The 19,804-nt window shown below is 73.2% G+C and carries 18 protein-coding genes; 10 read left to right on the top strand and 8 right to left on the bottom strand.

What is annotated here, in order from left to right; translation table 11 throughout:
* Positions 1 to 6 precede the first annotated feature (6 nt).
* A complete protein-coding gene (locus SM452_RS05195) occupies positions 7 to 438 on the top strand; it encodes a PH domain-containing protein (protein WP_396881883.1) in 432 nt (143 codons plus the stop codon).
* A gap of 3 nt (positions 439 to 441) precedes the next feature.
* On the opposite strand, the gene SM452_RS05190 is transcribed toward SM452_RS05195, so the two are convergent.
* Positions 442 to 1,383 (bottom strand): rhomboid family intramembrane serine protease, encoded by a 942-nt coding sequence (locus SM452_RS05190; protein ID WP_216931101.1) that lies wholly within the window; start codon positions 1,381 to 1,383, stop codon positions 442 to 444.
* A gap of 25 nt (positions 1,384 to 1,408) precedes the next feature.
* Positions 1,409 to 1,939 carry a peptidylprolyl isomerase gene (locus SM452_RS05185; RefSeq protein ID WP_194800379.1) on the bottom strand — a complete coding sequence of 177 codons (531 nt, stop codon included), beginning with the start codon at positions 1,937 to 1,939 and terminating at the stop codon, positions 1,409 to 1,411.
* Between the two features lie 84 nt (positions 1,940 to 2,023).
* Here SM452_RS05185 and SM452_RS05180 point away from each other — a divergent pair, with 84 nt between their 5' ends.
* Positions 2,024 to 2,863, top strand: a complete 840-nt coding sequence (locus tag SM452_RS05180) for a hypothetical protein (protein WP_463839367.1) — start codon at positions 2,024 to 2,026, stop codon at positions 2,861 to 2,863.
* 97 nt (positions 2,864 to 2,960) lie between these two features.
* Here the strand turns inward: SM452_RS05180 and corA are convergent, their stop codons facing one another.
* Positions 2,961 to 4,109 carry a magnesium/cobalt transporter CorA gene (gene corA / locus SM452_RS05175; protein ID WP_463839366.1) on the bottom strand — a complete coding sequence of 383 codons (1,149 nt, stop codon included), beginning with the start codon at positions 4,107 to 4,109 and terminating at the stop codon, positions 2,961 to 2,963.
* Positions 4,110 to 4,453: 344 nt separating this feature from the next.
* Positions 4,454 to 5,548 (bottom strand): aminotransferase-like domain-containing protein, encoded by a 1,095-nt coding sequence (locus tag SM452_RS05170; RefSeq protein WP_262013000.1) that lies wholly within the window; start codon positions 5,546 to 5,548, stop codon positions 4,454 to 4,456.
* Positions 5,549 to 5,746: 198 nt separating this feature from the next.
* Between SM452_RS05170 and SM452_RS05165 the strand changes: the two genes are divergently transcribed.
* Together SM452_RS05165 and SM452_RS05160 are read left to right on the top strand one after the other, a co-directional pair.
* The gene (locus SM452_RS05165; protein ID WP_135242497.1) at positions 5,747 to 6,625 is read left to right on the top strand and encodes a 3'(2'),5'-bisphosphate nucleotidase CysQ; all 879 of its coding nucleotides are present in this window, start codon (positions 5,747 to 5,749) and stop codon (positions 6,623 to 6,625) included.
* A 101-nt stretch (positions 6,626 to 6,726) separates the two neighbouring features.
* Positions 6,727 to 8,283, top strand: coding sequence for a glycoside hydrolase family 26 protein (locus tag SM452_RS05160; RefSeq protein ID WP_463839365.1), 1,557 nt, complete (start codon positions 6,727 to 6,729; stop codon positions 8,281 to 8,283).
* Positions 8,284 to 8,341: 58 nt separating this feature from the next.
* Here SM452_RS05160 and SM452_RS05155 read toward each other — a convergent pair whose 3' ends face one another.
* Genes SM452_RS05155 through SM452_RS05140 form a run of 4 tightly spaced genes read right to left on the bottom strand, consistent with a single transcriptional unit; the run spans position 8,342 to position 11,299 of the window.
* Entirely contained in the window at positions 8,342 to 9,256 is a 915-nt protein-coding gene (locus SM452_RS05155; protein ID WP_013289266.1) for a glycosyltransferase family 2 protein, read from the bottom strand.
* On the bottom strand, positions 9,253 to 10,254 hold the full coding sequence (locus SM452_RS05150; RefSeq protein WP_135242499.1) for a sulfotransferase family protein: 1,002 nt from the start codon (positions 10,252 to 10,254) through the stop codon (positions 9,253 to 9,255). Before SM452_RS05150 ends, SM452_RS05155 begins: the two co-directional genes overlap by 4 nt.
* Positions 10,251 to 10,826, bottom strand: coding sequence for a glycosyltransferase (locus SM452_RS05145; RefSeq protein ID WP_463839364.1), 576 nt, complete (start codon positions 10,824 to 10,826; stop codon positions 10,251 to 10,253). Before SM452_RS05145 ends, SM452_RS05150 begins: the two co-directional genes overlap by 4 nt.
* A complete protein-coding gene (locus SM452_RS05140) occupies positions 10,823 to 11,299 on the bottom strand; it encodes a glycosyltransferase family 28 protein (protein ID WP_013289269.1) in 477 nt (158 codons plus the stop codon). The genes SM452_RS05145 and SM452_RS05140 overlap by 4 nt, the downstream gene beginning before the upstream one ends.
* A 500-nt stretch (positions 11,300 to 11,799) precedes the next feature.
* Between SM452_RS05140 and SM452_RS05135 the strand changes: the two genes are divergently transcribed.
* Genes SM452_RS05135 through SM452_RS05110 form a run of 6 tightly spaced genes read left to right on the top strand, consistent with a single transcriptional unit; the run spans position 11,800 to position 19,783 of the window.
* A complete protein-coding gene (locus SM452_RS05135) occupies positions 11,800 to 13,632 on the top strand; it encodes a lipopolysaccharide biosynthesis protein (protein WP_463839363.1) in 1,833 nt (610 codons plus the stop codon).
* Complete coding sequence (locus tag SM452_RS05130; protein WP_463839362.1) at positions 13,629 to 14,636, top strand: DUF3048 domain-containing protein; 1,008 nt, start codon at positions 13,629 to 13,631, stop codon at positions 14,634 to 14,636. Before SM452_RS05135 ends, SM452_RS05130 begins: the two co-directional genes overlap by 4 nt.
* A complete protein-coding gene (locus tag SM452_RS05125; protein WP_463839361.1) occupies positions 14,633 to 16,117 on the top strand; it encodes an O-antigen ligase family protein in 1,485 nt (494 codons plus the stop codon). The genes SM452_RS05130 and SM452_RS05125 overlap by 4 nt, the downstream gene beginning before the upstream one ends.
* Positions 16,117 to 17,322, top strand: a complete 1,206-nt coding sequence (locus SM452_RS05120) for a hypothetical protein (RefSeq protein WP_262012993.1) — start codon at positions 16,117 to 16,119, stop codon at positions 17,320 to 17,322. Before SM452_RS05125 ends, SM452_RS05120 begins: the two co-directional genes overlap by 1 nt.
* 17 nt (positions 17,323 to 17,339) lie before the next feature.
* On the top strand, positions 17,340 to 18,203 hold the full coding sequence (locus SM452_RS05115; protein WP_013477472.1) for a sulfotransferase family protein: 864 nt from the start codon (positions 17,340 to 17,342) through the stop codon (positions 18,201 to 18,203).
* Positions 18,170 to 19,783 (top strand): oligosaccharide flippase family protein, encoded by a 1,614-nt coding sequence (locus SM452_RS05110; protein WP_366622596.1) that lies wholly within the window; start codon positions 18,170 to 18,172, stop codon positions 19,781 to 19,783. The genes SM452_RS05115 and SM452_RS05110 overlap by 34 nt, the downstream gene beginning before the upstream one ends.
* Positions 19,784 to 19,804: the final 21 nt, after the last annotated feature.

The following is a 19,804-nucleotide window of genomic DNA, read 5'->3' as shown; positions in this document are numbered from 1 at the left end:
GGGCGGATGGATCCACAGTCGCCGCCGGTCCGGCAGTGGCGGGTACCGCGCGAGGTGCCGGTGCTCAAGGCGGTGGGCGCGCTCGCGCTCGTCGCCCTGGGGCTGGTGTTCGCCGGCGGTGATCCGGTCCGGCCGGCGCTCGCCGGGCTGGCCGCCGCCGGTCTGCTCGCCTGGGCGCTGCGCGACGTGGTCGCGCCGGTCCGCCTCGCCGTCGACAGGGACGGGCTCACCGTGCTGCGGGGATTCGCCGGGCGGCGCCGGCTGCCGTGGGACGCCGTGGAGGCGATCCGCCTGGACCGGCGCAGCCGGCGCGGGATCACCGCCGAGACGCTGGAGATCGACGCCGGGGAGTCGCTGCACCTGTTCGGCCGCCGCGACCTGGACGCCCCACTGGACGAGGTGGCCGCGGCGCTGGACGAGGCCCGCCCCGCGCGCTGAGGCTCAGCCGAGCAGCGCGGCGGTACGGACGAGCGTCAGGCCGATCAGCGCGACCAGCACGATCGCGCAGCCCGCCACCTGGAACACGGTGCGCCGCGACCGTGGCGCGTACGCCAGGACCAGCGCCACCAGCGCGCCGGCCACCAGACCGCCGAGGTGCCCGGCCACCGAGATGCTCGGCACGGTGAACGTGAAGATCAGGTTGATCACCAGGATCGGCACGATCGCCGAGGTGTCCCGGCCGAGCCGCCGCATGATCACGAAGACGGCGGCGAACAGGCCGAACACGGCGGTCGAGGCACCGGCCGTGAACCGGTTCGGCTCGGTGAAGACGTACGCCGCGACGTTGCCGCCGAGCCCGGCGAGCAGGTAGAGCGCCAGGAAGCGCAGCGGCCCGAGCACCGCCTCCAGCGTCCGGCCGAGCACCCAGAGCGCCCACATGTTCAGCAGCAGGTGCAGCACGCCGTAGTGCAGGAACATGGCGGTGACCAGCCGGTACCACTCGCCGTCGGCCACCCCGCCGACGTGCCCGTCGGGGAAGCGCGCCAGGCCGAGCACCGCACCCCACTCGGTGAGCGGCGTCCCGTTGCCCATCAGGCCGCCCAGGCCACCGCCGGCCACCGCGGTCCCGCTGCGGGCCGAGAGGACGGACAGCAGCATCATCACCACGTTCAGCGCGATCAGCGCCTTCGTGACGTTGCCCTGGCGGCCGGCGGCACCGCCACCGAAGGCGGTACGCGCCGGCCGCACGCTGCGGCGGCCCTCGGCGACGCACTCCGGGCACTGGTGGCCGACGGACGCGTCGCGCATGCACTCGGTGCAGATCGGCCGGTCGCACCGGGTGCACCGGATGTATGTCTCCCGGCCGGGGTGCCGGTAGCAGACCGGAGTGGTCGGCACCGGACCCCCGGTGGCGTCGCCTGGCTGGCCGGAGCGCTCAGTCATGCGAGCAAAGGTACCCGCGTGCCGCTCAGGACTGCTTGTGCTCGATCTCGACCCGCTCGATCACCACGTCCTGGAGCGGCCGGTCGCTCGGGCCGGTCGGGGTGTTGGCGATCGAGTCGACCACCTTCGCGGACTGCTCGTCGGCCACCTGGCCGAAGATGGTGTGCCGGTTGTTCAGGTGTGGCGTGGGCGACACCGTGATGAAGAACTGCGAGCCGTTGGTGCCCGGCCCGGCGTTCGCCATCGCCAGCAGGTACGGCCGGTCGAAGCGCAGCTCGGGGTGGAACTCGTCGGCGAACTTGTAGCCCGGACCACCGCGGCCGGTGCCGGTCGGGTCGCCCATCTGAATCATGAAACCGCTGATCACGCGGTGCGAGACGGTGCCGTCGTAGTACGGCCCGCTGCCCGGCTGACCGGTACGCGGGTCGATGTACTCCCGGGTGCCCTCGGCCAGCTCCACGAAGTTGCGGACGGTCTTCGGTGCGTGGTTCGGGAAGAGCTCCAGCCGGATCGGGCCGGCGTTGGTGTGCAAGGTGGCGTAGACAGCCTCGGCCACGGGTACTCCTCACTCGTAGTTCAGTTCCTTGCGGATCCTCCCATGTGCCCGATCTGGCCATGCGGAGGCATTCGAAGGTGGAGGATGACGAAGGAACAACTCCCAGGAGGTGGGACCGTGTTTGGAATCGGGCGGCGAAAGACCCAGGGCCAGCTCGCGAAGGTCGAGTTGAACCAGGGCATCGGTCACCTGAGGCAGGCCGCCACGCACGCCGCGAAGGGTGCCGGCGCCACTGTCGGCCCGCGGGTCCAGGCAGCCCGGGTCGCCGTCGCGCCGACCGCGGTCCTGGTCCGGGACCGCGCGTCCAGCGGGTTCGCGTCGACCGCCGCGGCGCTCGCGCCGGTTCTGCTGGCCGTGCGCAACGCCCGGGTCGAGGCCGCCGGCAAGGCGTCGGACGGCCGCAAGGTGATGGCCAAGAAGCAGGCCGCGATGACCAAGAAGGCGAAGAACATGAAGGCCGGAAAGAAGAAGCAGCGCAGGTCGCGGGGCATGACCGCGGGCCTGCTGGTGGCCGGCACCGTCGCCGGCCTTGCCGGTGCGATGGCCATGCGCCGCCGCCGCGAGCAGCAGGAGTGGGCCGAGTACGACCCGACGGGCACGCTCGGCGCGACCGGCACGCTCGGCGCGACCGGTCGCGACAAGCTGGAGCCGATGCGGGAGGACGTGGACACGATCGTGGTGGAGACCCCTGATGCGAGCGCGAAGGTGACGCAGGCCGGTCCGACCGGCGCCGGCTCCTCGGCGGTGGCCAAGGGCAGCAGCGCGTCGACCGCCACCTCCGGCAGCCAGCCGGTGATCCACCCGACCGACCAGGTCCCCTCCGTCGCCGAGGGCGCCCGGGACGTCTCCGGCCGCCCGGCCGACGACATCTCCAAGGCCGTCCAGGCCGGCAAGAACGCCGCGAAGGCCGGCGGTCGCCGCTGACCTCGTACCGTCGGATCAGCGCCGGCACGCGGGACATCCCGCGTGGCCGGCGCTTCCGCGTGTACGGACGGCGCGGCGGCCCGCCGTGGTGCGGCGGTTACAGCCAGCCGTTGCGGCGGAACAGGCGGTAGAGCGTGAAGGACGCCACGAGCATCAGCGCCCAGACGCCCGGATAGCCGTACGTCCATTTCAGCTCGGGCATGTTGTCGAAGTTCATGCCGTAGATGCCGGCGATCGCCGTCCACACCGCACCGATCGCGGCCCACGCGGCGATCTTGCGCATGTCGTTGTTCTGATCGACGGTGACCTGGGCCAGCCGGGCCTGGAGGATCGAGTTGAGCAGGTCGTCGTAGGAGTTCACCTGCTCGACGGTGCGGCTGAGGTGGTCCTGCACGTCGCGGAAGTAGCGCCGTACCTCCTGCGGCACCGCGCGGTTGACCTGCGAGGTGAGCGTGATCAGCGGCCGCTGCAACGGCACCACCGCCCGCTTGAACTCGACCAGCTCCCGCTTCATCTGGTAGATCCGCTGGATCCGGCCGCTGCTCTGCCTGTCGAAGACGTCCGCCTCCAGCACGTCGAGGTCGTCCTCCAGCCGGTCGGCCACCTCCAGGTAGAGGTCCACCACGCGGTCGGTGATCGCGTACGCGACCGCCCACGGGCCGTGCCGCAGCAGGTCCCGCTTCGCCTCCAGGTCGGCGCGCACCGGCGCCAGCCGGCAGGCGTCGCCGTGCCGCACGCTGATCACGAAGTGCGGCCCGATGAAGAGCATCACCTGACCGGTCTCCACCACCTCGGAGTTCTCGGTCAGCTCGGCGTGCTCGCAGTAGCGGGCGGTACGCAGCACCAGGAAGACGATCTCGCCGAAGTGTTCCAGCTTCGGGCGCTGCTGGGCCTTTACCGCGTCCTCCACCGCCAGCTCGTGCAGGCCGAAGGTGGCGGCGATCTCGGTCATCTCGGTCAGGTCCGGCTCGTGCAGGCCGAGCCAGACGAAACCGTCCCGCTCCTGCCGGGCGGCGGCCAGGGCCTCGGCGTACCCGGGGCGGCCGGGGCGGCGCTCGCCGTCGACGTACAGCCCGCAGTCGACGATGCCGCTGCGTTCCGGGCCGGCCGGCTGGGCCGTACGCGGGGAGCCGTCCGCGTTGAGGATGCGGGACATCGCGCGTACCGGGGCCGACCAGGCGCGGGGGCGCAGTGCCCGGCTGCCGTCGGTGCCGGCGGTTCGGTCGCGTGCCACCCGGTCCGTCATCTCTCGCCCCCTCTCCCTAGAGCTGCGGCTTGCAGGTTACGCCGACCGGCGGGAAGCGCAGCGCGGGCGCGGGTGCGGGGGACGGGCGGTTGCGACGGGCGTCACGCGGCGGCGCCGGGCGGGCCGGGCCGCGTCAGGGGGGTGAGGGGCGACACGGCCCACCCGGCACCCCTTGGGGGCGGGAGTGATGCTGGGCGTGCCGCCGACCCGGCCGGTCGTCCGGCGTGCGGGCTGGTCACCGGCAGAAGGTGAGCGGCACTCGCAGCATTGTGGGGGTGCCGGCCGGTCCGGCGGGAGTGCCGAACCGGCCAGCGGGGCCTTTTTGTCAGAAACCCGACAGAAAATCAGCCGCGAACAGCGGCCATCGCCTCCGCTAGACGCCGCACACCCTCGTCGATCCGGTCCGCCGTGACCGCCGAGTACGCCAGGCGCAGCGCGTGCCGGCCGCCGTCGACCATGAAGTCGCTGCCCTTCACCACCGCCACGCCCCGCTCGGCGGCAGCCGGGGCGAGCCGGTCGACGTCGACGTCCTCGGGCAGCTCCACCCAGAGGAAGTAGCCGCCGTCCGGCTCCACGAACCGGGCCTCCGGGATGTGCCGGCGCAGCGACTCGGCCAGCACCGCCGACCGCTCGCCGAGCGCCGAACGGACCGTCCGGATCGACTCGTCGATCGCGCCGGAGACGCAGAACTGGTGCACGATCGCCTGCGCCACCATGCCGGGCGAGATGTAGAGGTTGGTGGCCCGCTTCGCGATCGCCGCGATCAGCTCGGCCGGGCCGACCAGGTAGCCGACCCGGACACCCGGGCAGACCGTCTTGGTGAAGCTGGAGGCGTGCACCACCACGCCCCGGCTGTCCATCGACAGCATCGAGGGCAGCGGCTCGCCCCGGAACCGGATGTCCGCGTACGGGTCGTCCTCGAAGATCGTGAACTCGTACTCGGCGGCCAGGTCCAGCAGCTCACGGCGCTTCTCCAGGGAGAGCGTCACGCCGGCCGGGTTCTGGTAGTTGGGGATCACGTGGGCCAGCCGCGGCCGTACCCCGGACTCCAGCAGCTTGCGCAGCTCGGCGGTGTCCAGACCGTCCGGCTGGATCGTCACGCCGTGCACCTCGCCGCCCATCTGCTTCAGGTTGAGCAGCGTGCGGTCGTACGTCGGGCGCTCGACCACCACCGCGTCGCCCCGGCGGACCAGGTGGTCGAAGAGGAACGCGTCGGCCTGCAACGAGCCGTTGGTGATCAGCACCTGGTCGGCCTCGACACCGTGCTTCTCGGCGATCCACTTCCGCAAGGGCGGGTAGCCGACGGAGGTGCCGTACGCGGTGACCCCGGCGGGGTCGGCGTCGAAGGCGCGGACGGCGGCGGCCTTGAGCCCCTCGACATCGACGATGTCCAGCGAAGGCGCGCCACGGGCGAACGAGATCAGCTGCTCGGCGGTCATGCGCAGAGCCTAGGGCCTGGCCCGGCGGGTCCGACCGCGATACACGCGAAGTTCAACATGCGGGCGGCCGGCCGGGTCACCGGTGCGTCCGGGGGATCCGAGACCGCCTCGCGACTGTCTACGATCCGACGGACGCTGGCGCCGGTCCGACCGGACGCCGAAGGATGACGGGTCGCGGCAGACCCGGGAGAACAAGGGATGAGGCTCGTGACCGAGGACGAGGCGGGACGGCTCGACGACCAGCGGTTCGCGCAGTGGCTGGCGACCGAGGCCGGCAAGGCGCTCACCGCGCTGCGGGACCGGCAGGGCTTCGCCGACCCGAAGGCGCTCAAGGACGCCGGCGACCGCGCGTCGCACGAGCTGATGACGGCGGCGCTGGCCCGGCTGCGGCCGGCCGACGCGGTGCTCTCCGAGGAGGAGGCCGACGCGCGCCGCGCGTGGGCGGACGGCGAGCGCGCGCCCCGGCACGAGGCGGACCGGGTCTGGATCATCGACCCGCTGGACGGCACGCGCGAGTTCTCCGAGGAGGGCCGGGACGACTGGGCGGTGCACGTGGCGCTCTGGCAGCGCTCCGCCGCCCCGGACGGCGCCCTGGTCGCCGGCGCGGTCGGCATGCCGGCCCGGACCACGGTGGACGGTACGCCGCTCGTGCTCGGCACCACCTGCCCGCAGCCGAAGGCGTCCGACGGGCCGATCCGGATCGCGGTGAGCCGCAGCCGCCCGCCGGCGTTCGTGGGCGAACTGGTCGAGATGCTCGGCGCCACCGCGGTGCCGATGGGCTCAGCCGGTGTGAAGGTCTGCGCGGTGGTGACCGGTGAGGTCGACGCGTACGTCCACGCGGGCGGTCAGTACGAGTGGGACAGTGCCGCACCGGTCGCCGTGGCGCTGGGCGCGGGCATGCACGCGTCCCGGATCGACGGTTCGCCGCTGCGCTACAACCGGGCCGACCCGCGGCTGCCCGATCTGCTGGTCTGCCGGCCCGAACTGGCCGACCAGTTGCTCGACGCGATCGCCCGGACCGGGGTCGAGATGCCCGCTTCGACCGTCACCGGTGACCAGGGTGAGGCGTTCGGCTGAGTGTCACGGTACGTACGGCCAGGTGGATGAGGGTTATCGTCGGGCAGGTATGCGTGGCGATCTGAGCCCCGACCACGGGCCGCCGACAGCCAGGGAGGGTCATGCCGGCCGACCGAGAGCCGCACAATGCCTTCGGGCAGCCGACCGGCCTGTGGCCGGGTCAGGACATTCCGCGCCAGGTGGGCGGTCCTTCGCTGCCCTGGCCAGAGGCCGAGAGCGCGCCACCGCCACCACCGGCCCGGCCGGGCGGTGACCTGCCCTGGCCCGAGCGCGACCGGCCCGACGCCGGTCACCACGACGGGCCCGGGCACGACCCGGCCGGCTGGGACGCCGCTGCCGGCACGACGAACGGCTGGGCGCCGCAGCACGGGCCGGCGGGCCACGGCGGTGACGCCTGGCCCCCGGGTGAGCCGCACGACGACGCCTGGGCCACTCAGGCCGGTCCGGCGGGTGAGGCGGGCTGGGGGGCGGGCACCACGGCGACCGCCACGCTGAGCGGACCGCCCCCGGTGGACGTTCCACACGGACCGGCCACCGGCGGTCCGGGCCAGCCGCCGGCGCCGCCGCTCGCCCCGGCCCCCGTGCCGTCGTCCGGAGGCTCCCGTCGTCGCTGGCGGGTCGCCCTCGCGGCGGCACTGGTCCTGGCCGTGGCCGGCAGCGGGGTCGCGGTGGCCACGCTGCGACCCGACGCGGCGGAACGGCAGGCCGGCGGGACGCCCGGCTCGGTCGGGCCGGCCACCTCGATGGGCCCGGGCACGCCCGCCACCCCGGGCGCGTCCCCGAGCGCCGACCAGGGTCTCGGCGGCAAGCCCTCGGCGCGTCCGTCGGCCTCCGCGGACGCCGGGCCGGCCTTCAGCGGTACGCGACTGACGCTGCCCGGCGCCTCGATCGGTGTGCAGAGCGGGGAGACGTTCGGCCAGGCGCTGGCCCGGTCCGACCGGACGTTCGGCAAGCTGCGGATGGCCCGGATCTTCTTCCCCGGCCTGCCGCCGGCCTGGTCCGGCAGCCGTGCCGACGTGGTGGACCGAACCGTCGTGGTGTCGTTCAAGGCGTCGCCGCAGGAGGTGAACACCGGCAAGTTCGACTCCCGCCTGACCTCCTGGTTCTCCTCGATCCCGCGCGAGCACAACGTCTACTGGTCGTACTTCCACGAGCCGGAGGACGACGTCGAGCGCGGGGCGTTCAGTACGACGGCGTACCGGACGGCGTGGAAGCGGATCGCCGGCCTGGCCGACCGGACCGGCAACCCCAAGCTGATCAACACGCTGATCCTGATGTGCTGGACGCTCGACCCGAAGTCCGGGCGCAGCTTCGACGCGTTCTACCCGGGCGGCGACGTGATCGAGGCCCTGGGCTGGGACTGCTACAACTGGGGCAAGAAGTGGAAGCGGTACGCCTCGCCGCAGGAGATCTACGGCCCCATGATCAGCAAGTCGAAGGCGCTCGGTAAGCCGTGGGGCGTCGCCGAGACCGGCAGTGACCTGGTGCCCGGTGACGCGGGCACCGGACGGGCGGCCTGGATCCGGTCGATGACCAGCTTCCTCAACGGCCAGCGACCGGAGTTCGTGGCGTACTACAACCAGACGGTCAGCCAGGGCGACTTCCGGCTGCTCGACCAGCCGAGCATCCAGGCGTGGAAGTCCTTCTGCACGGCCTGATCGCAGCGGAACGAGAACGGGCGGGCGACCGAGGTCGCCCGCCCGTCTCGCGTACGGCTCAGATGCCCCGGCCGCGCTTGTGCAGCGTGCGCAGCACCCGGTCGGCCTGCACGGCCCGGCTCGCCACCGCCAGCGCCAGGTAGGCGCGCGGCTCCTTCGGGTTGCGGGCCAGCGTGCGCCGGGCCCAGCGGACCGCGTCGCGCCGGTTGCCCATCGCGGCCTGCGCGAAGGCGATCTGCCCGGCCACCCGCGCCTCGCCGTGCGGCACGGTGGCGAACTCCGGGTAGCGGCGCAGCAGCCACTGCAACGCGGTCGAGATGGTCTCCCAGCGCTGCGCGAAGTAGGACCGCTTGTGCCAGCGGACCAGCACGTACGGGCTCTCCACGTTCACCAGCGGGGCGTACCGGGCGGCGCGGAGCAGGAACTCGTAGTCCTCCGCGTAGCTGCCCGGGATCTGCTCGTCCACCAGGCCGATCGCGTCGAGCAGCGCGGCGCGGCGGATCAGGAACGTGGACGGGTGCAGCTCGGTGAGCCGGTCGCGCAGCAGCGCCTCCAGCGAGATCCGGGCCCGGTCCAGCGAACGGTCCACCGTACGGTCGTCGTAGCTGACCCGGATGCCGCAGCTCACCAGCGCGCCGTCCGGGTGCGCGTCGAGCGCCCCGAACTGCGCGGCCAGCTTGCCGGGCAGCCACTCGTCGTCGTCGTCGCAGAACGCCACCCAGTCGCCGGTGGCCGCCTCGATGCCGGTGTTGCGCGCGCCGGCCAGCCCTGCGGTACGGGTATTCGTGATCACCCGGATCCGCCGGTCACCCCGGTCGGTCTCCAGCGACCGGTCCGGCTCGGACTGGTCGTAGACGACGATCGCCTCGATCAGGCCCGGGTGGGCCTGGCTGAGGATCGCGTCGAGCGCCGCACGCAGCAGCTCCGGACGGTCCCGCGTCGGTACGACGACCGAGATGCTCGGCCCACTCATGCTCTCTCCACGGACTCGTCGGATCCCCGCTGGCCCAGATAGCCGTAGCGGACCCGCAGGGGAAGCGTGGCCAGGCTGACCACGGCACGGCTGCGGCGCGGCAGGCGGTCCCGCCACGCCTCGTCCCGGCGCACCGTCAACGGCCCGCCGCTGAACCGCAGCGGGTTGCCGGCGACGCTGTGCGCACGGAACGGCGCGGCCGGCTCGGGCGCCGCGCCGGTGTCGCCGGCCCCGGCCAGGATGCGCAGCGCCGCCGGGTCGTCCGGCAGGCCGGCGAAGTCCCGCACCCGGCGTACGGTGCCGGCCGGGTCGGCGGTGAAGTCCTCGTAGCGCAGCCGCAGCACCTTCGCCCGGGACGCGAGCAGGTGGAACGCGGCGTTCTGCGCGGTCCACAGCTTGCTCACCTCGAACGGCGAGAAGGTCGGCATGAAGTCCTCGCCGTCGACCACCTCGGGGCGGCGCACCTGCTTGCCCCACGAGTACGCCACCGCCCGGCTGTCCCGGACCAGGTGCAGCACCCGCAGGTCGAGCCCTTCGGCCCAGCGCAGCGCGAAGGCGAGCGAGGCGTGCTTGCTGGAGTCCACCACCACCCGGGCGCCGGTCACCGACAGCGCGGCCCGGTAGATCCGGGTGTACAGGTCGGCGTAGCGGCGTACGTCGGCCAGCTGCTCCGGCGGGAGCGCGTCCTTGGCGAGCCGAGGGATGTGCCGGGTCCGGTCGACGCGGTCCTTGAGTGCCAGCACGTCGTCCCGGTCGACAGCGGCCCAGCCGCCGAACGCCTGGTCGCCGACCTGGCGCCAGAACGGGCAGGCGGTGAACCGCTCACCGCAGCCGCACCGCTCGTCGGCGCCGAGCGCCCGCTCCCACAGGTGCACCACCTCGCCGACGGCGCACACGTCGGCGCTCTGCGCCAGCAGCAGCTCCAGCAAGGTGGAGCCGCTGCGGCCGAGGCCGCCGACGAAGAGGACCCGCGGCGGCGCCGGATCCGGGGCGCTCATCCGCGACGCCCGACGGCTCGTTGCCGTACCCGGCGGGCGACCAGCTCGTCGATCACCGCGCCGACCCGGGCGACCGCCTCGGCGCGCGGGTCCGGGCGGTTCGGGTCGGCGGCCAGGACGAACCGGTTCGGGTCGGCCAGGCCCTCGTCCAGCGCGGCGAGCAGCTCGGCCTCGGACTCGCACAGCCGCACCATGCCGGCCGCGCCGAGACGACGGGAGAACAGCTGCTGGTGGTTGTCGACGTGCTCGTCGTGCGACGGGTCGCGGGGCACCACGATCGGCAGGTGGCCGTTGCGCCGCGCCTCGGTGATGGTGGCCGGGCCGCCGTGGCTGACCACGAGCGTCGCCTCCGCCATCGCCCGCTGGAGTTCCTCGTGGCCGAGGAACGGGGTGGCCTCGGGCAGGGCCGGGGTGCGGCTGTGGCCGTACTGGAGGACCAGCCGGACCTCGGGCCGCGCCGCGTGCCAGCGTTCCAGCCAGCCGACCAGCCGGTCGAAGCGGTGCACGTCGGTGCCGACGACGACAAGCACGTACGGCGCCGCGGAGCGCCGGTCCCGCTGCCGGGGGATCACAGGAGGTTCCCCACGACGGTCGCCTCCGGGTACATCCGGCGCTGCTCGTCCCACTGCACGAGCATCGCGGAGAGGAAGGGACGGCAGAGCCGGGCGGTGAGCGTCGCGCTGTCGATCCGGTCGTACACCTCGATGTAGACCGTCGGGATCTTGCGCATGCGGGCCGCCACCACGAACGGCAGGGCGACCCCGGCGCCGGTGGTGACCACCGCGTCGACCTGACGCCGACGGATCACCTTCAGCGCGAGGAACGCGTTGCGTACCAGGTTCTTGACGTTGCGTGTGGTGGGGTGGTGCGCCCAGACCACGTCCTCACCGGCGAGCAGCGAGCGCGCGTCGGGGGTGTCGAACGTTACCCATGCGCGGCGCCGATCCCGGTACCACGGTTCCAGGGCCAGGAGCTGGGCCAGGTGCCCGCCACTGGAACCCACCAGCAGGACCTGCCCCGAGTCCTCGGTTGACCCGCTCACCACAGACTTCCTCCCGTACGCGGATGACGCGTCCGGATTTTTGTGAAAGCCCCTCGGACGCGTCCTGACAACCTACTGGCGCGCCCCTGGGCAACTGAAGGGGCCATTGGACGGATCCTGACGCGCCGGTCGGCTCACCTCTCGATTCCCGTCACTGGGATGCCCACCCGCCGGCCACCGTCCAGGTCAGCCCGGTTCGCCGCGCGCCGCCGGGGCGGGCCACCGGAAGAAAGTGAGATGTGTCAGGATTCCGTCACCGCTCCGCACGAGAGCCGTCGGCGACGCCGGCTTATCCGGGGACAGGTCGGGCCCGACACCGGGAAACCCGCCGAATGGTCAGCGCCGATCGGCCATTTCTACGCGGGCTGCCCACACCCGGGCAGGCTTACCGGAACGTGAGCAGACTTTCCCTCGTCGTTCGGATCGGGGACACTCAAGGCCACGGTCAGGTCCAGCTGTGCCGTGGACTGCCCGGCTCGGTCGAAAGGGAGCGACAGACTCTGATGCCCTCACCCCATTTGGCCGAGAGCGACGCCGACGGTCTTGCCCTGATGGCCTACCTGGGCTGGCTGCGCCGCCGCTGGTGGATCCTGCTGCTCGCCGCGGCCCTCGGGCTGGGCGGTGGGCTCGTGCTGAACCAGATCCAGGAGGCGCGCTACACCTCGACCACGTCGCTGCTGGTGCGCCCGCTCGGCTCGGGCGCGGAGAGCAACCCCAACACCAAGGTCAACCTCGACACCGAGGCCCAGGTGGTCCGTTCCCTGGTCGTGGCCGAGCGGGCCAAGGCGCTGATGAAGGTCGACACCGGGGCCGACCAGCTCGTCAAGTCGGTGACCGTCAAGGTGCCGCCGAACAGCCAGATCCTCCAGGTGGTCTACGAGGCGAACAGCCCCGAGGGCGCCCAGTCGGGCTCGCACGCGTTCGCCCAGGCGTACCTGGACCTGCGCAAGGCCACCGCGCAGAAGACGCTGGAGAACGAGACAAACGCGCTCAAGCAGCAGATCGCCGAGCTGAACAAGGAGCTCAGCGCCGTCGCCGGGCGGATCGCGGCGGCGCCGTCGAACTCGCCCGAGCGGGAGCGGGCCGAGGCCGAGCGGAGCGTCCTGACCAACCAGATCACCGGCCTGAACAACCGTCTCAGCCCGCTGGTGTCGGCCGGTTCCGACCCGGGCGAGATCATCTCCGACGCCCGGCTGCCCGAGTCGCCCAGCTCGCCGAACCGCACGCTCAACCTCGCCAGCGGCATGGGCGCAGGCCTGCTGCTCGGCATCGTGCTGGCGCTGGTGCTGGACCGGCTCGACACCCGGATCCGGCGCGGTCGTGACATCTCCGACCGGGTCGGCCTGCCGCTGCTCGTGGAGCTGCCGTCGCGGACCCCCTCGCTGGCCGTCCTGCCGGCCACCCACCGGGTCTCCCGCGAGCTGGGCCGGCTGCGCAACGTGCTGCTGTCCGCCGTGCCCGAGCCGGCACAGGGCGGACGCGGCCGCCAGTTGCTGCTCTGCGACGCCTCGGCCGGCTCCGCCGCCGGGTTCGTCGCCGCCAACCTCGCCGCCGCGTACGCCCGTACCGGCCAGCAGGTCGCACTGATCACCACCAAGCCCGACTCGACGGTGGGCGCCATCACCGGCGTGGCCGAGGGGCGGCACAACCTGGCGTCCGTGCTGCGCCGCGACGTACCCCCGCTCAAGGCGCTCGCGCCGGTGCCGGGGCTGGGCCAGCTCCGGGTGCTGGTGCCGGGCGACCTTGACGCGGAGGTCGAACTGCCGGTCGCCGGTCTGCTGGAGATCCTGCACGAGCTGTCCGCGCGCTTCGACCACGTGATCATCGAGACCGCGCAGCCCGCGTTCGCAGTGGAGGCCCAGGCCCTGGGCCGGTACGTCGACGCCGTGATCATGGTGGCCGAGGCGGGCAAGACCCGCAGCGGCGAGATCACCGCCGCCCTGCAGCAGTTCGAGCAGGTCAACGCGCCGGTGATCGGTGCCGTGCTGGCCCCGCGCCTGCCCGTCCCGGCGGCCGGCGCCGCCCGGCCGGCGTCCTCGGGCGGTTCGGGCACGTCGGGCGCGCCGAGCACCCCGGTGGCACCGGCAAACCGGCCCAAGCCCCGGCCGAGCCCCGGCCCGTCCGCCGAGTCGACGATGGTGCTGCCGCGCATGCAGTCGTCCCGCCCCGCCCCGGCGAAGCCGGCACCGGGCAAGGCCACCCCGCCGCCGAACCCGGGCAACCAGGGCATGCCGGGCAAGCCGGTGCCGCTCAACGGCACCGGCGGCACGTACCGCTCCCGGGGTGACGGCGACGGCCGCAGCTACGCGCTCGACTCCGGCGAGGACCTGGGGTGAACCGCCGGCAGATGCTCCGCGCCGCCATCGCCCCCGCCGTCGTCCTCGGCGTCGGTACCGGGTGCAGCGAACCCGAGCCCAAGCCGGGCAAGGTCCAGGTGGTGGACCCGGGCGACGTCACCGCCTCGCCGTCATCGGCCAGCGCCTCGCCGACCCTGCCCACCGGCCCGCTCACCGGCGCGCCGGTGAGCACCCCGGCCGCCGCCACCCGCCAGGCGGTCGCCGTGCCGCTGCGGGTGAGCCCCGCGACCACCCCGGCCGGCCTGGACGCCGCCGACCTGGTCTACGCCGAGTTCGCCGAGTCCGACACGCTGCACCTGACCGCCGTGTTCCACTCCAGGGACGCCACCAAGATCGGTCCGGTCACCGAGATCCGGCCGGTCGACATCCGGTCGCTCGCGGTGCTGCGCCCGTTCGTCGGCTACGACGGCGGCCCCACCGGCTTCCTCACCCAGTTCGAGAACTCCGACCTCGACGGCGTCACCCCCGACGACGACAGCAAGGTCTTCTCCGGCGACTACACGTCGACCGCCGCGCTGCTCAAGGCCGCCCCGAAGGGCGGCCAGCCGCCCACCCCGCCGATCGACCACGCCGGCGAGGGCGACGCGCTCGCCATCCGCGACCTCGCGCCGGCCACCGAACTCACCGTCACCGTCTCCGGCGGCCCGCCGATGGTCTGGCGGTACGACCAGGCGAAGTCCGTCTGGGTCGGCAAGGTCGGCAAGGTCACCGTGACCGCCGCCTCCGTCATCGTGCTGACGATGGAGTACCGCACGCTGGACGTCCGCAAGCCGTCCCCGCGCTCGCTGCCCTCGGCGAACGTCTTCGGTGAGGGCGCGGTGCTGGCGGTGTCCGGGCCGAACAGCGCGAAGGGCCGGTGGCGCAAGCCCGGCCTGGGCATGGTCTGCACGCTCGCCGACACCGGCGGCGATCTCCTGCACCCCCAGCCCGGCAACGCGTGGGTGATCTACGCGCCGACCACCGCCAAGGTCACCGTGAAATGAGCACCGCCACCCCGCCCCGCACCGCGCGCGGGACGGTTCCGGTCGGGGCGGTGTCGCCTCCGGACGGGAACCGCCTGCGGCCGGTGACGGTACGGCCGGAGAGCTGGTCGTGGCGGCTGCCGACGGCATGGCCGCTGATCTCGGTCTTCCTGCTGTACCCGCTGTGGTGGGTGCTCGGCGTGTCGAGCTTCGTCTTCGTCATCTTCGCGGTGCCGATGGTGGTGCAGATGCGCAAGCGGGGCCCGATCCGGGTGCCGCCCGGCTTCGGGATCTGGATGGTCCTGCTGCTCTGGGTGTTCCTGTCCGTGCTCACCCTCGACCTCACCGCGCCGAACACGCTGCCCCCGGGCGGCAGCGGCAAGTACATCGGCTGGGGCATCCGGCTCGCCAACTACGTCGCCATGACGGTGACCATGCTCTACGTCTACAACCTGCGGGAGCGGGAGCTGTCCCAGCGCCGGATGGTCCGCCTGTTCGGGTTCATGGGCGTGGTCGTGGTGCTCGGCGGCTGGATCGGCTCGCTGTACCCGAACCTCACGTTCGTCGCGCCGCTGCGATTCGTCCTGCCCCAGTCGATCGCCGGTCACCCGTACGTCACCTCGCTCATGGAGATCAAGTTCGCGCAGGTGCAGCAGGTGATCGAGGGGGAGGCCAGTTCGCCCCGCCCGTCCGCGCCGTTCACCTACACGAACTCGTGGGGCCAGAACACCGCCATCCTGCTGGTCTGGCTGATCGTCGGCTGGGTCGTACTGGGCAAGCCGATGCGCCGTACCGCGGGCGTGGCGATCGCCCTGGCGGCGATCTTCCCGATCGTCTACTCGCTGAACCGCGGCCTCTGGATCGGTCTCGGCATCGCCGCCGCCTACGTCGCGCTGCGGCTCGCGCTGCGCGGCCGGATGGTGGTGCTCGGCGGGCTCGCCCTGGCGGTCGGGCTGATCGGAGTGCTGATCGTCGCCACACCGCTCGGCCGCACCTTCGACGAACGCCTCCAGAACGGCCACAGCGACGACATCCGGACCACGCTGTCCCAGGGCGCGGTCACCGCGGCCAACCACTCGCCGATCCTCGGGTACGGCGGCAACCGGGCGCTCATCGGCAGCAACCGGTCCATCGCCATCGGCAAGTCCGACGACTGCAAGCAGTGCGGCAACCGGGAACTCGGCAGCAACGGCCAGGTCTGGGCGCTGCTCGTCGGGCAGGGCTGGGTCGGCGCGATCTGCTACAACGCCTTCTTCATCTACTGCATCTGGCGCTACCGCCGCGACCACAGCGCGGTCGGCATCGCCGGCACGCTCGTGCTCATCCTCATGCTCTTCTTCCAGTTCACCTACGGTGCGATGGAAGCGACACTCGCCTACGCCCTGATCACTGTCGCCCTGCTGGCCCGCAACGACCGGATACGCCGGTCGCTCGCGCCGGCACCACCCCAGGGCACGATCGCCGGGCTACGGGCCCGACTGGAAAAGACCGGTGACAGCTGATGGTGTTCCGCGTACCCCCGGACGGCGACGGCCGTGCCGCGTACCTCGGTGAACTGGCCGGGCTGATCTGGCCCGCGCCGGCCGAGCCCAGCCTGCGCCGCGGCGGCGCCGGCTGGGTGGTGGTGCCGTCGGCGTCCCGCCCCCGGCTGCTCGTGCCGACCGGCTCGGGCCGGGCGGCGGCGAGCGCGGTCCGGCACTCCACCGAGGCGGTCGGCCGCAAGGCCAAGCTGGTCCGGCAGGGGCTGTCCACCGCGTTCCGGCTCGGGCTGGGCCCACTGGTGTTCCGCGACCGGCTGGTGGTCGACGGCGGCGGGCTGGACGCGTACCTGACCGAGGTGCTCGGCGAGCCGGCGCTGGTGAGCCTGCACATCGGGCCGGCCCGGGCGAACCGCAAGCCGGTGCTGCAACTGCTCGCCCCGGACGGCCGGGCCCTCGGGTACGCCAAGCTCGGCGTCGACCCGCTGACCCGTGCGCTGGTGCACGCCGAGGCGGACGCGCTGCGCCGCCTCGCCGAGGTGCCGCTCGGCCCGGTGGTGCTGGCCGGGGTACGCCATCACGGCGACTGGCACGGCCACGCGCTGCTCGTCCAGGAGGCGCTGCCGGTGCGGCTGCCCCGGGCCACCCCGGCCGCCGCCGAGGCGGCCGAACGCGACGCGATGGTGGCGGTCGCGGGCTGTCTCGGCGTACGCCGGCAGTCGTGGGCGGCAAGCGGGCACGCGGCCCGGCTCACCGCCGCGGTGGACGCGCTCGGGCCCCGGCCGGAGGCCGGGCGGCTGCGCGCGGCGCTGAAGTCCGTCGCGGACGCCGACCCGGTGGTGGCCTTCGGCGCCTGGCACGGGGACTGGAACGGCGGCAACAGCGCGGTGCTGGCCGACGGCCGGGTGCTGGTCTGGGACTGGGAACGGTTCGAGGCGGACGTGCCGGCCGGGTACGACGCGCTGCACCTGGCGGTGCAGGGCGCGATGAGCCACGACGGGGTGGAACCGGTCGAGGCGGCCCGCGCGCTGATCGCCGGCGCCGAGGCCACCCTGGCGCCGTTCGACCAGACCGGTGGGGGCGCCGATCTGGTCGCCGTGCTCTACCTGGTGGAGCTGGCGGCGCGCTACCTGCGGGATCGGCAGGCGGAGGCGGGTGCGCGACTGGGGCACGTCGACACCTGGCTGCTGCCCGCCGTCGAGGAACACCTGGCCCGCCGGGCCGGGTGAGAGTGAGGAGTGGGGACGTGACGCTGGCCAAGGAGCAGGCGCTCCGCGCGGTGAAGTCGGTGAGCCGGACGGTCGGCCGGCTGACCGCCGGTTCGCGGATGGTGCCGGGATTCCTGATCGTGGGGGCGCAGCGCTGCGGCACCACCTCGCTGTTCAAGACGCTGTCGCAGCATCCCGGAGTGCTGCCGCCCGCGTACCACAAGGGCGTGCACTACTTCGACATGGACTACCACCGGGGGATGAGCTGGTACCTCGGGCACTTCCCCACCACCGGCAAGGCCGAGGCGGTGAAGGCGCAGATCGGGGTACGCGGGATCACCGGCGAGTCCAGCCCGTACTACATGTTCCACCCGCTGGCCGGGCAGCGCATCGCCCGGGACCTGCCCTCGGTGAAGCTGCTGGTGCTGCTGCGTGACCCGGTGGAGCGCGCCTACTCCGCGCACTCGCACGAGCTGGCCCGGGGCTACGAGACCGAGGCGGACTTCGAGCGGGCGCTCGCGCTGGAGGAGTCCCGTACGGCGGGCGAGCGGGAGCGGATGATCAGCTCCGCGTCGTACGCCAGCGAGCACCTCCAGCACAACGCGTACCTGGCCCGGGGCCGCTACATCGAGCAGCTGGAGCGCCTGGAGGCGCTGGTCGGCCGGGACCGCATGCACGTCATCGACAGCGACGACTTCTTCGCCGACCCGCGTCCCTCCTTCGACGCGGTGTGCGACTTCCTCGGGCTGCCCCGCTGGGCGGACATCGCATTCGGCAAGCACAACTCCCGGTCCCGTTCGCCCATGTCGGCGGAGCTGAGGACCCGGCTGGAGGACCACTTCGCGCCGTACGACGAGCGGCTGGCGACGTGGTGGGGACGCGTGCCGTCGTGGCGGCGGTGACGCGGGCGGACGCCGGCGGCACCCCGACGCTCACCGCACCGCCCCCCGGGCCGGGCGCGGGGCTGGGCGGCGCGGCCCGGCAGGGCTTCGCCAACCTGGTCGGGGTCGGGCTTGCCGCGGTCGCCGGCTTCGGCCTGAACATCGTCATCGCCCGCGGCTGGTCGGTCCGCGAGGCGGGCATGTTCTTCGCGGCCACCAGCGCGTTCATGATCGCCGCGTCGGCGGCCCGGCTCGGCACCGACGTCGGCACCGTCTACTTCGTCAGCCGTCAGCGCACCCTCGACCGCCGCGACCAGATCCGGGGCACCATCCTGGTCGGGTTGCTGCCGGTGCTGGTGGTCGGCACGCTGCTCGGGCTGGCCGGCTGGCTGGCCGCACCGGCGCTGGCTCGGGCCACCATGCCGGAGGCCGGGCCGGAGGCGGTCACCGCGCTGCGCATCCTGCTCGCGTTCGTGCCGCTGGCCGCGCTCAACGACTACGCGCTCGCCGCCTGCCGCGGCTTCGGCCAGATGCGTCCGCTACTCACAGTGGAGCGGCTCGGCCGCACGCTGGTGCAGTTCCTGGCCGTCGCGGTGGCCGCCTGGCTCGGGCTGTCCGCCACCGTCGCGCTGCCGCTGGCCTGGGTGGTGCCGTACCTGATCGCCGCGGTGGTCGCGCTGTTCTGGCTGAGCCGGCTGGTCGGCCGGGCCGGCCGGCAGGTGACCCGGCCGGTGCCGGCGCGTGAGCTGGCCGGACCGTTCTGGCGCTTCACCGGGCCCCGTGCGGTCAGCAGCCTGGCCGCGATCGTGGTGCAGCGGCTGGACATCGTGCTGCTCAGCGCGTTGCGCGGTCCGGCCGACGCGGCGATCTACACGGCCGCGACCCGGTTCCTGGCGTTGGGTCAGCTCTCCAGCGTCGCGCTGTCCAGCTCGGTGCAGCACCGGCTGGCCGCCGCGTTCGCCCGCAACGACCGGGCCGAGGCGGGTCAGCTCTACCAGGTCGCCACCGGCTGGCTCGTGATCCTCTCCTGGCCCGCGTACCTGATCTTCGCGGCGTTCGCCACGCCGATGCTGGCGCTGTTCGGGGCCGGCTACGCCGACGGCCGCCGGGTCGTGGTGCTGCTGGCGCTGACCATGCTGCTGGCCACCGGGTGCGGCATGGTCGACATGGTGCTCAACATGGCCGGGCGCACCGCGTGGACGTTCTACAACGCGATGACCGGCACCGTGCTCAACGTGGTCGGCAACGTTGTGCTCATCCCGCGTTACGGCATCCTCGGCGCGGCCCTGGCCTGGACCGTCTCCATCCTGGTCACCAACCTGGTGCCGCTGACCCAGCTCTGGTGGTCGATGCGGCTGCACCCGTTCGGCGCCGGTACCCGGGCCGCGATGGCGCTCGCCGTCGTGACGCTGGGCCTGCCGCTCGGCGTGGCGACGCTGCTCGGTGCCGGTTCGCTCGTGCTCGCGCTGGTCACGGTCGCCGGGCTGGTCGCGTACGCGGCGGGTGTCTGGCGCTGGCGGCGCACCCTGAACCTCGACGCGCTGCGGTCCCTGCGCCGTGGCCGTAACCGGGCCGGGGCGGACCCGGCCGCCCAGTCCTGACCGATCCTGCGCACCGATGGG

The organism is Micromonospora sp. SYSU B005 (assembly GCF_055362685.1).
The sequence above is the reverse complement of the archived record's forward strand: the minus strand, read 5'-3'. Positions and strand labels throughout refer to the sequence as shown.